Annotated in this window: 6 protein-coding genes; 4 read left to right on the forward strand and 2 right to left on the reverse strand. The window is 70.9% G+C overall.

All coding sequences use genetic code 11. The features are described 5' to 3' along the window. Positions 1-81: 81 nt before the first annotated feature. Together yicI and LNW71_RS01245 are read right to left on the reverse strand one after the other, a co-directional pair. On the reverse strand, positions 82-2,361 hold the full coding sequence (gene yicI, locus LNW71_RS01240) for an alpha-xylosidase (protein ID WP_250966512.1): 2,280 nt from the start codon (positions 2,359-2,361) through the stop codon (positions 82-84). 61 nt (positions 2,362-2,422) lie between these two features. Continuing rightward, on the reverse strand, positions 2,423-5,296 hold the full coding sequence (locus tag LNW71_RS01245; RefSeq protein WP_250966513.1) for a glycoside hydrolase family 3 C-terminal domain-containing protein: 2,874 nt from the start codon (positions 5,294-5,296) through the stop codon (positions 2,423-2,425). 536 nt (positions 5,297-5,832) lie between these two features. Between LNW71_RS01245 and LNW71_RS01250 the strand changes: the two genes are divergently transcribed. The 4 genes from LNW71_RS01250 to LNW71_RS01265 all read left to right on the forward strand — a co-directional run bounded on the left by LNW71_RS01250 (position 5,833) and on the right by LNW71_RS01265 (position 11,962). Continuing rightward, positions 5,833-7,425, forward strand: coding sequence for an extracellular solute-binding protein (locus LNW71_RS01250; protein ID WP_250966514.1), 1,593 nt, complete (start codon positions 5,833-5,835; stop codon positions 7,423-7,425). Positions 7,426-7,544: 119 nt separating this feature from the next. Then, positions 7,545-8,663, forward strand: a complete 1,119-nt coding sequence (locus LNW71_RS01255; RefSeq protein WP_250966515.1) for an ABC transporter permease subunit — start codon at positions 7,545-7,547, stop codon at positions 8,661-8,663. After that, positions 8,660-9,631 carry a carbohydrate ABC transporter permease gene (locus LNW71_RS01260; RefSeq protein ID WP_250966516.1) on the forward strand — a complete coding sequence of 324 codons (972 nt, stop codon included), beginning with the start codon at positions 8,660-8,662 and terminating at the stop codon, positions 9,629-9,631. Before LNW71_RS01255 ends, LNW71_RS01260 begins: the two co-directional genes overlap by 4 nt. 84 nt (positions 9,632-9,715) lie before the next feature. After that, the gene (locus LNW71_RS01265) at positions 9,716-11,962 is read left to right on the forward strand and encodes a 1,4-beta-glucanase (RefSeq protein WP_250966517.1); all 2,247 of its coding nucleotides are present in this window, start codon (positions 9,716-9,718) and stop codon (positions 11,960-11,962) included. Positions 11,963-11,977: the final 15 nt, after the last annotated feature.

Raw genomic sequence — 11,977 nt, forward strand, 5'->3', positions numbered from 1 at the left:
CCACCGGGACGGGACCGGGCCCGCCCGTCCGCAGCCGTATCCGGGGCCCCGCCCAAAACGGGACCCCGCACCCCGCACCCGTCAGGCGCCTCGCACCGTCACCGTGCCGGACCCCTCCCCGGTGGCTCCCGTCGTCTCCGCGACCACCCGGAACAGCCGGTCCGTGCCTTCGGCGGTGACGGTCAGGGCGCCCCCGTTCTCCTGCGCCCGGAACGTCGCGGCGGGCGCGCCCGTCAGGTCCGGCACCGTCACCACGGCGCCGGCGGCCGCGGTCGCGGGGCCGAACACCCGCAGGGTGAGGCCGTCCAGCCAGTCGCCGTCCGGGCGCCGGTCGTCCGAGCCCCAGGGCAGCACCGCGCCCGGCCGCACCAGGACCGGCAGGCTGTCGAAGCCGTGGGTCTCGTGGCGCCAGCCCGGTCCGGTGACCGTCTCGCCGGTCAGCAGGGACGTCCAGGCGCCCTCCGGGACGTAGTACTCGACCTGCCCGTCCTCCGTGAACACCGGCGCGATCAGCAGGTCAGGTCCGAGCATGTACTGGCGGTCCAGCATCCGGGTCGTCGGATCGCCCGGGAACTCCAACAGCATGGGGCGCATCATCGGGACGCCCGTCCGGTGGGCGGTGGCCGCGGCCCCGTACAGGTACGGCATCAGCCGGTGCTTGAGCAGCGTGAACTTCCGGGTGACGTCGACCGCCTCCTCGCCGAACGCCCACGGCACCCGGTACGACACGTTGCCGTGCAGCCTGCTGTGCGAGGACATCAGGCCGAAGGCGAGCCAGCGCTTGAAGACGGCGGGGTCGGGGGTGCCCTCGAAGCCGCCGATGTCGTGGCTCCAGAAGCCGAAGCCGGACAGGCTCAGCGAGAGCCCGCCGCGCAGCGACTCGGCCATCGCGGTGAACGAGGCGAAGCAGTCGCCGCCCCAGTGCACCGGGAACTGCTGGCCGCCGGCCGTCGCGGAACGGGCGAAGAGCACCGCCTCACCGTGACCGCGCTCCTTCTCCAGGAGTTCGAAGACCGTGCGGTTGTAGATCTGCGCGTAGTAGTTGTGCATCCGCTCCGGGTCGGAGCCGTCGTGCCAGACGACGTCGGTGGGGATGCGCTCGCCGAAGTCCGTCTTGAAGCAGTCGACGCCCTGGTCCAGCAGGACCCGCAGCTTGCTGTTGTACCAGTCCCGCGCCGCGGGATCGGTGAAGTCGACCAGCGCCATGCCCGGCTGCCACAGGTCCCACTGCCAGATGTCGCCGTCGGCCCGGCGCACCAGGTAGCCGAGTTCGGCGGCCTCCGCGAACAGCGAGGACTTCTGGGCGATGTAGGGGTTGATCCACATGCTGATCCGCAGACCGCGTTCCTTGAGCCGGGCCAGCATGCCCTCCGGGTCGGGGAACACCTCCGGGTCCCAGAGGAAGTCCGACCACTGGTACTCGCGCATCCAGAAACAGTCGAAGTGGAAGACGGACAACGGGATCTCGCGCTCGGCCATGCCGTCGACGAACGAGGTGACGGTCGCCTCGTCGTACGACGTGCAGAACGACGTGGTCAGCCAGAGGCCGAACGACCAGGCCGGCGGCAGGGCCGGGCGGCCGGTGAGGGCGGTGTAGCGGGCCAGCACCTCCTTGGGTGTCGGCCCGGCCACCACGTAGTACTCCAACGACTGGTCCTCGACGCTGAACTGCACCTGGCCCACCGACTCCGAACCGATCTCGAAGGAGACCTTGCCGGGGTGGTTGACGAAGACGCCGTAGCCGCGCGAGGAGAGGTAGAACGGGATGTTCTTGTAGGCCTGTTCGCTGCTCGTGCCGCCGTCCGCCTGCCAGATGTCGACGCTCTGGCCGTTCTTCACGTACGGGGTGAAGCGCTCGCCCAGGCCGTAGACGTTCTCGCCGATGTCCAGGGCGAGTTGGGCGATCATGTGGTGGGTGCCGTCCGGGGCGGTGGCGAAGGCGGTGCCCTTGGCGTCGACTCCGGTGAGGCGGCGTCCGTCGGCGTCGAGGAAGGTCATGCCCCAGGGGCCGTCGCCGTCCGTGCGCAGGGTCAGCGGTCCGCTGGTCAGTTCGGTGACCGCCCCGTCCCGGCGGGTACGGGCGCCGGCGGCTGCCGGGTCCAGGCCGGGCAGGCCGAAATCGGGTCCGCGGTGCACCTTTCCGGCGTGGTGCGTGGCGCGGACCCCGATGATTCCCTCCGCCGGGGAGAAGCACTCGACCGTGATGAGCGGGGTGTTGAGGGTGTCGCCGCGTCCGGAGACGTGCTTGACCGCGGCATGGGCGGTGAACCGGTCGGCGCTGACGCGCAGATCGCGGATCTCGGTCGCGTAGCAGGCGGTGACGCCCTCACGCATGAGCCAGAAGCCGTCGGTGAACTTCATGCGGACTCCTTGCCGGGGGCAACTGGAGGAGGAGGGAGGGGGACGGGCCGGGCGATCCGGTTCACTCGGCGGCCGCCGTGAAGGTGATCCCGGCCAGACGTACTGCGCCGCGCAGGGTGACGCGCAGGTCGCGGATGCCGGAGGCGCTGAGCTCGGCCCGCAGGGTGCGGTAGTCGTACGGTCCGTCGGTGGCGGCGACCGGGACGGTGACGGTGGTGCCGTCGACGGTGATCAGCACCGCCCCCTCCCCCGACGCCGACACCGCGACGCCGCCCGCTCCGGCTGCGAAGTCGCAGCGTCGGTAGAGGAGTTCGTTGCCCGTGACGAGGGCGGTGACCGCGTCGCCGTCCGTCCTCGCCCGGTCGACGATCTCGGTGCCCAGCTGCTCGTCGTAGTCGGCCGCCGCCACGCCGCGCGCCATCACGGGTCGCGGTCCGGTCGGTTCGCCGTCGACGGTGACGACGGCCGCGATCCGGATGTCCGCGCTGGACGCGCCGGCCTGGATCTCGTACGCGCCCGGCTCGACGGTCCAGCGGCCGTGCGCCACGTCCCAGTGGCCGAGTTCGGCCACCGGCACCGTGAAGTCGACACGTGCGCCCGCCCCGGGTGCCAGGTGCAGCCTGCGGTGCCCGGCCAGCTGGCGCAGCGGCCGGACGACGGACGGCGCCACCTCCCGTACGTACAGCTGGGCGACCTCGTCGGCGGCGACGCCGCCGGTGTTGGTGACGGTCAGCGACACCCGCAGCAGGTCCCCCTCGCGCTCGGCGGTCAGGGAGTCGTAGCCGAAGTCGCTGTACGAGAGCCCGTGGCCGAACGGGTAGAGCGGGGTGCCCCGGTAGTAGAGGTAGGTCTGGCGGGAGCCGATGATGTCGTAGTCCAGCAGGCCGGGCAGTTCCGCGTCGGATGCGTACCAGGTCTGCGGCAGCCGGCCTGCCGGGGAGACGTCGCCGGCCAGGACGCGGGCGAGGGCCGTGCCGGCGGCCTGGCCGCCGTGCGCGGTCCACAGCATTGCGGGGAGTGCGGCAGCCGCGTCGGCGAGGGCGTACGGGTAGGCGGAGGTGACCGCCAGGACCGTGCGCGGGTTGGCCGCATGAGCGGCGCGCCAGAGGCGTTCCTGCTGTGGGGGCAAGTCGAGGGTGGCGCGGTCCTCGGTCTCGCGCCCGTTGATGTGCGCGTCGTTGCCGACGACGACGACCACCGTGTCGGCCGCGGCGGCGGCGCGGGCCACGGCGTCCTCGCCGCGTTCGGTCACCTCGATCTCGAAGACGGTTCCGTCGGCCCTGCCCGGTCCGGAAGTTATCTCGCCCGGGGCGGCAACCTTTACGCCGTCGGCGGCGACAGAGACATACCTACCCGTTCCGATGTGCAGAAGGCGCTGACCGCCGTCATGACCCTCCACCGCTTCCAGCCGGAACGTCTCCTGGACGATCCAGCCGCCCGGTTCGTCCGCGGAGGCGCGCACGAAGCCGTCCTCGGCCACCGACAGGTAACGTCCGGCGGGTTCCCGCAGGGTGAGCACGCCGTTGCCCCAGTCCACAAGTGCCAGCTCCGACGGGGTGTCACCGCAGGTCAGCGGAGGCAGGTCGGTGCGGCCCGCGAGCAGCGCCGGGTCGAGCGCGCCCTCCGTGCCGCGGACCGGCTCCCGGTCCGCGTCCGCCGCGGGAATCCGCAGCCAGCCCTCCGCGCACTTCAGCCGGACCAGGTCGGCGCCCTCCGCGAAGACGACGTGCTCGGCGCCGAAGCGTTCCCTGAGCCCGTCGAGCGGGGTGGAGCGGTGGATCAGCGTGCCGCTGTACCAGTCGAGCTTGCAGGCGTCCGCGAGGAGCCCGACCACGGCGACGGTCCTGCCCGCGGTGGGGTCCAGGGGCAGCAGGCCGTCGTTCTTGAGCAGCACGACGGCCTGCTCGGCGGCCTCCAGGGCGAGCGCCCGGTGGTCTTCGGTGTCGAAGTCGGCGGTGTCCGCGTACGGATCGATGTCCGGGTCGAACTCGCCCAGCGAGAAGCGCAGTTCGAGCAGCCGGCGGACGGCCGTGTCGATGTCGTGCTCGTCGAGCAGGCCGCGTTCCAGGGCGCCGCGGATGCGGCCGGTCATCACGGCGGAGTCCTGTCCGTGGTCGGTAAAGCTGTCGACACCGGCCCGCAGTGCGGCGGCCGTCGCCTCCTCGTGGGTGTCGAAGTAGTGCTCGGAGTCGACGAGGTTGGACGGCGCCCCGGCGTCGGAGCAGACCACCAGGGACCGCTCGGTCCAGCTGCGCAACTGCTGGGCGAGCAGCGGCGAGAGGTGGTTGGGCCGCCCGTTGACCAGGTTGTACGCGGGCATGACCCCGGCCACCGCACCTGCCTGCACAGCGCCGCGGAAGGCCTTGAGGTCGTACTCGTGCAGGACTCGCGGGCGGACCGAGGAGGAGGCGGTGTCGCGGTCGGTCTCGTTGTTGTGGGCGAGCCAGTGCTTGAGGACCGGGGCGGTCCGCCAGTAGAGCGGATGGTCGCCGCGCAGCCCCCGGGTGTACGCGACCGCGAGGGCGGAGGTCAGGCCGGCGTCCTCGGAGTACCCCTCCTCGCCGCGTCCCCACAGCGGGTTGCGCAGCAGATTCACGGTCGGGGCCCAGACGTTGAGCCCGACCCGGTCGTCCTCGGCCCGCTTGGCCCGCACCTCGTTGCCGACCGCCTCACCGACCCGGCGCACCAGCTCGTCGTTCCAGGTGGCCCCGAGCCCGACGGCCTGCGGGAAGACCGTGGCCGGACCCATCCAGGCGACGCCGTGCAGGGCCTCCTGGCCGGTCCTGAAGGCACCGAGACCGAGCCGGTCGACCGCCGGGGCGAACTGGTGCAGCATCGCGACGCGCTCGTCGAGCGTGAGCCGCTGAAGCAGATCGTCGATGCGCTTGGCGAAGGGCAGCTGCGGGTCGCGGAAGGGCTGCGGTTGTTCCGTCACGTGCGGGTCCCCTTGGAGAGGTGGGAGGTATTCCGGTGCCAGGACCTCTTCGGAGCCCTCACGGAGCGTCGGAAGATCCTTCGAAGCGCTTCGATGCTCCGTGGCCGACCCCGCGCGTGTCAAGGGTCCGCCCGTGACCTCCGTACCGTCCAGGCTTACATTGCGCCAGGAAACGGTTCGGAAACAGGTCGGAGGAATCTGGAAACGGACTCTTGTGCGGCCGGGGCCCTTCACTTAACCTCGCTGCAACATCGAAGCGCTTCGACAGAGCTTCGACGGGGCGCCCGGCGCCCTTGACCTCCCGGGACGGTGACAGGCTCTGCCGCCTCCCTGTTGAACCGCTTCACCTGCGGCCGGTCATACCGGCTCAGTCAGCAACGCTCCACCTCAGACACAGGAACCGAGCGGCGGTCACCCGCCACGTGTCGTCCTGGTGCGCCTCGAAGGGTTGACGCAATGACGCCGAATTCCTCCCCTCCTCCACGGCTCCGAGCCGGCGAAGCTTCCTCGCCACGGGCGCGGTCGCCGCCGTCGCCGTGGCCGGCGGGGTGCCGCTGCTCGCCGCGTGCGGCGGCTCCGGTTCCGGTTCCAAGGACAAGGAGGGCACGACCTCGGGCAAGGCTCTGAAGAAGGTCGTGCCGGCCTTCGCTCCGCTGAACCTGGTCGAGCCCGATGTCGCGAGCGTCAACGGTTCGAGCCCCGGCTTCACCAAGCTGCCTGACCCGCTGGTCGTCTCGGTCAAGTCCGTTCCGGGCAAGGGCTCGAAGTTCCGGGTCATGACACCGCTGTGGGGAACCGTTCCGAAGAAGAACAACCCGTACTACACGGCGGTGAACAAGGCGGTCGGCGCGACGCTGAACTTCGACCCGCAGGACGGCAACACCTACCAGGACAAGATCGGCGCGGTGCTGGCCGGTTCGGACATCCCGGATGTCATGACCATCCCGGGCTGGAACATGGTGGGCCAGATCCGCAACGCGATCAGCGCCAAGTTCGCAGACCTGTCCCCCTACTTGGCGGGCGACGCCGTCAAGAAGTACCCGAACCTGGCGAACATCCCCACGGGCGCCTGGCAGTTCTCCGTGTTCGGCGGGAAGCTGCGCGGACTGCCCATGCCGACGCCGGTCATCGGCAACGCGATCTTCTACCGCAAGGACCTGATCGGTTCCGGCGCCGTACCGGCCAGCGCGGACGACCTGCTGGCCTTCGGCAAGGAGTACACCGCTCCCCGGAAGAAGGTGTGGGCCTTCGACGACCTCTGGACCGTCATCCAGAAGATCTACGGACTGCTGCCCGACGCGCCGCACTACTGGCAGTTGGAGAACGGCAAGCTGGTCCACAAGATCGAGACGAAGGAGTACCGCGAGGCGCTCGCCTTCGCCCGCAAGCTCCACGACGGCGGGTACGTCCACCCGGACGCCGAGGCCAACAAGGACGCCGACTCCAAGATCCGCTTCACCAGCGGCCACGTGGTGATGTACAACGACGGCACCGGTGGCTGGAAGGGCATGGTCACCGAGCAGGCGACCGCCAACCCCGACTTCGACATGCAGGCGCTGGACCTGTTCAACCACGACGGCGGCAAGCCGATCCTGTGGCAGGACGACCCGGCGGGCATCTTCACCTTCCTCAGCAAGAAGCTCTCCAAGGCACAGATCGAGGAGTTCCTCGCGATCGCCGACTACGCGGCCGCGCCGTACGGCACCGAGGAGTTCATGCTCACCAACTACGGCGTGAAGGGCACCCACTACACGATCAAGGACGGCGCCCCGACCTTCACCCCGCAGGGTGTCCAGGAGGCGCAGCCCTCCACCTTCCTGTACCTCGCCTCGCCGCCGACCTCGATCGCCTACCCGGACCAGCCGCAGCTGGCCAAGGACTACGCGGGCTGGATGGCACGTCAGGCCCCGCACATCAAGAAGCCGCTCTTCTTCGGCATGCAGGTCGTCGAACCGCAGCGCTACGCCTCCCTGTACACCCCCTTCGACGACCTGCAGAAGGACATCCGCCGCGGCCGCAAGAAGGTCAGCGACATCGACGACGCGGTGGAGACCTGGAAGAAGAGCGGCGGCGAGAAGCTGCGCGCCTGGTACCAGGACATTTTCGACAAGAACGGCTCCGGCAACTGACGCGTACGACGCGCGACACCCGTACGCAGGACAGCAACGACCGGATGAGGTCGTCAGAGGGCCGCCGGGCGCACGAAGCCCGGCGGCCGGGGCGGAGAGCACGACATGGGGAGCACACGGTGAAGCCACGGGCCACGGTCGCGACCGACCCGGACCGCACCTGCGACGGGGCCGGCGCCCCGGCCGGCGGCGGCAGCGGTGACGGCAGGGACGGCAACGGCGGTCGGACGGGCAGGTCCCGGGCGATCGGTACCCGCAACTCCGGTACGAGGAGGAGCGGACCGGCGAGGAAGGGGCCAACGGGCACCGGACCGCGGGCGGGCGGCATCACCTGGCGCCAGCGGCTGCACCGCGACCGCACCCTGGTGCTGATGACGCTGCCGGCCATCGCCCTGCTGCTGGTCTTCAACTACATCCCGCTGCTCGGCAACATCGTGGCCTTCCAGGACTACGACGTCTACGACCTGGGCATCACCGGCAGTCCGTTCGTCGGCTTCGACAACTTCACCCGGATCTTCGAGGACTACCGCTTCTGGGAAGTCCTCATCAACACCCTGGTCATCTTCCTCACCCAGCTCGTCCTCTTCTTCCCCATCCCGATCGCCATCGCGCTGCTGCTCAACACGATCATGAGCGCACGGGTGCGGGCCTGGGTCCAGGCGGTCGTTTATCTGCCGCATTTCTTCTCGTGGGTGCTCGTCGTCACCGTCTTCCAGCAGATGTTCGGCGGCGCGGGCCTGGTCGCCCAGTGGCTGCGCGAGCACGGTCATGAGGGTTTCGACCTGATGACCGATCCGGGCTTCTTCAAGTTCCTGGTCTCCGCCCAGGCCGTGTGGAAGGACGCCGGCTGGGGTGTGATCGTCTTCCTCGCCGCGCTCGCCGCCGTCAACACCGACCTCTACGAGGCCGCGGCGGTGGACGGCGCGGGCCGCTGGCGCCGGATGTGGCACGTGACGCTGCCCGCCCTGCGTCCGGTCATCGCGCTGCTGCTCGTGCTCCGGGTGGGCAGCGCGCTCAACCTCGACTTCGAACAGATCCTGCTCCAGCGCGACCAGGTCGGCGCCGGCGCTTCGGAAATCCTCGACACCTACATCTGGTGGACGGGCATCAAGACCGGCGACTTCGGCTACGCCGCCGCCGCCGGGATCTTCAAGGGGCTGTTCAGCGTCGCCATGGTGCTGGGTGCCAACAAGGTCGCCCACATGCTGGGCGAGCAGGGGGTGTACTCCAAAAAATGACAACTCTCCTGGAACTCGAGAAGGACCCCACGGGGCCGGCACCCCGCGCGGAGACCCCGCTCCAGCGCGCGCTGCGCATGGAACCGCGCCCCGTGTGGGAGGAGGAGCCCACCAAGGCGGGTCTCGCCTTCAAGGGCGTCGGTCTCGTCGCGATCTGCGCCGTCGTCATCGTCCCGATCTGGGTGGTGCTCGTCACCAGCCTCTCCGACACCCGGACGATCAACGACGCCGGCGGTCTGGTCGTCTGGCCGAAACACCTCACCTTCGTCGCCTACAAGGAGCTCCTCAGCGGGGGCGCGGTGACCCGCGCGGCCGCCGTGAGCGTGGGCCTCACCGCCGTCGGCACGGTGGTCAGCATGGTGGTCTCGATCCTGTGCGCGTACGGGCTGAGCCGCCGCGACTCGTACGCCCACCGGCCGCTGCTGATGACCCTGATGGCGACGATGTTCTTCGGCGCCGGGCTCATCCCCACGTATCTGCTGGTCACGGGCATCGGGCTGAGCGACAGCTACTGGTCGATGATCCTGCCGAGCGCGATCAGCGTCTTCAACGTGCTGGTGCTGCGCGGCTTCTTCATGGACACCGCGCCCGAACTGATCGACGCGGCCCGGATCGACGGCGCCGGCGAGTGGCGGATCCTGCTCCAGATCATCATGCCGCTGTCGCGTGCGGTGATCGCCGTGATCTCGCTGTTCTACGCGGTCGGGTACTGGAGCCAGTGGTTCAACGCGATGCTCTACATCCAGGACAGCGAGAAGTACCCGCTGCAGATGATCCTGCGTCAGCTGGTCCTCCAGCACCAGGTGCCGCCCGGCGCCATGGGCGCGGCGGTCAGCGACGGGTCGATCAACAGCCTCGCCGTGCAGATGGCGGTCATGATCCTCGCGCTGATCCCGGTGGCGGTGCTGTCGCCGTTCGTCCAGAAGCACTTCCAGAAGGGCATGCTCACCGGCGCCGTGAAGGGCTGATCCCCCCGGCACCCGGGCCGGACCGGCCGGTCCCCCGGCCCGGCACCGCTCCTCCTCCCCTCCCCCGTCCGGAAGGTGTTCGTCATGCGCGCTTCGTCCGCGCCCACGCCCAGCCGCCGTACCGTGCTCGCCGGGGCGGCCGTCGCCGCCGCTGCCGTGGCACTGCCTGCCGCGGCCCCCGCCGCTGCCGCCCCGGCCCGCCGCCACGACGACAGCCATCAGCCGCACCGCTGGCGGACGGCCGCGATCGGCGGGACCGGATTCGTCACCGGGCTGCTCTTCCACCCGGCCGTGCCGGGACTCGTCTACGCCCGCACCGACATCGGGGGCGCCTACCGGTGGGACGCGTCGAAGGCCCGCTGGACCGCGCTCACCGACCACCTCGGCTGGGACGACTGGAACCTCCTGGGCATCGAGGCGCTCGCCGTCGACCCCGCGCACCCGGACCGCCTCTATCTCGCCTGCGGTACCTACGCCCAGGACTGGGCGGGCCCCGGCGCGGTACTGCGTTCCGAGGACCGGGGGGCGAGCTGGCAGCGGGCCGACCTGACCGTGCGTCTCGGCGCCAACGAGGACGGGCGCGGCGCCGGCGAGCGGCTGCTGGTGGATCCCCGGGACAGCGGGACGCTCTGGCTGGGCACCCGGCACGACGGTCTGCTGCGCTCCACCGACCGGGGGGCGACCTGGGCGCCCGCCGCCTTCCCCGCCACGCCTTCGGCGAGCGGCCAGGGCGTCGTGTTCCTCACCGCGGCGGGCCGCACGGTGTACGCGGGCTGGGGCGACGGCTCCACCACGCTCTACCGTACGGACGGGGCCGGCGGCTGGCAGGCGGTGCCGGGCCGGCCGTCGGGAAGCGCGGCGACGAAGGTGCCGATCCGGGCCGCGTACGACGCCCGCGGCCGGGCGCTGTACGTCACCTACGCGGATGCCCCGGGCCCCAACGGCCAGTCCGACGGCTCGGTGCACCGGCTGGACACGGTGAGCGACACCTGGAGCGAGGTCACGCCGGTGAAGCCCGACGCCGCGGCCGGGGACGGCTTCGGCTACGGCGGCGTGGCGGTCGACGCGCGCCGCGCCGGCACCCTGGTCGTCACCACCGACAACCGCTGGTCGCAGGTCGACACCGTGTTCCGGTCCACCGACGGCGGCGCGAGCTGGACCTCGCTCAAGGACACCGCGGTGCTCGACGTGTCGGAGACGCCGTACCTGCGCTGGGGCGAGGCCGAGGCGAAGTTCGGCTGGTGGATCCAGTCCGTGGCGGTGGACCCGTTCGACTCGAAGCACGTCGTGTTCGGGACCGGCGCCACGGTCTTCGGGACCCGGGACCTGGTCCACTGGGCCCCGGAGATCCGGGGCCTGGAGGAGTCTGCGGTCAAGTTCCTCATCGCCCCGCCCGGGAAGGGTGCCCGGCTCCTCAGCGGTCTTGGCGACATCGGGGTGATGTACCACGACTCGCTCACCGCCTCCCCGTCCCGCGGCATGGCGTCGAACCCGGTCTCCGGCACGGCCACCGGGCTCGCCCTGGCGGCGCTCAGGCCCTCGTACGTCGTACGGACGGGCTGGCCGTCCGGCGCAGGCGCGGCGGGCGCCTCGTCCCTCGACGGCGGCCGGAGCTGGCAGCCGTTCGCCGCCCAGCCGGAGATCGCGGCGTCGGCCCCCGGGCCGGTCGCGGTCTCGGCGGACGGGGCGACGCTGCTCTGGTCCTTCATCCACTGGGACGGCACGAAGTATCCGGCGCACCGGTCCACGGACGGCGGTGCGAGCTGGACCGAGGTCACGACCTTCCCCAAGGGCGGCACCCCGGTCGCCGATCCGCTCGATCCCCGGCGCTTCTACGTCTACGACACCGACACCGGCGCGGTCTTCCTGTCCGGTGACGCCGGGGCGACCTTCACCCGGGGCGCGACCGGACTCCCGTCGGGCGACGTGCAGTTCAAGGTGGCGGCCGCGCCGGGCCGCAGCGGTGACCTGTGGCTGTCGGCGAAGGACCACGGACTGTTCCGCTCGACGGACGGCGGGGTGACGTTCACGGCGGTGGCCGGCTGCCAGGCCTCGCACGCCCTGGGCTTCGGCCGGGCGGCTCCGGTCAGGGGCAGGAAGCGGCCCGGCGCCGGGTATCCCGCCGTCTTCCAGACCGGACGGGTCTCCGCGACGTTCGACGGCGTGGCGGTGCTGCGCTCCGACGACGCGGGTGCCACCTGGGTCCGGATCAACGACGACACCCATCAGTGGGGCTGGACCGGCGAAGTGATCACCGGTGACCCCCGTGTCCACGGCCGGGTCCATCTGGGCACCAACGGCCGCGGCATCCAGTACGCAGAACCGGAATAAGGAACGAGAGACGCC

Source organism: Streptomyces sp. RKAG290, assembly GCF_023701695.1.
Classification (GTDB): Bacteria; Actinomycetota; Actinomycetes; order Streptomycetales; family Streptomycetaceae; genus Streptomyces.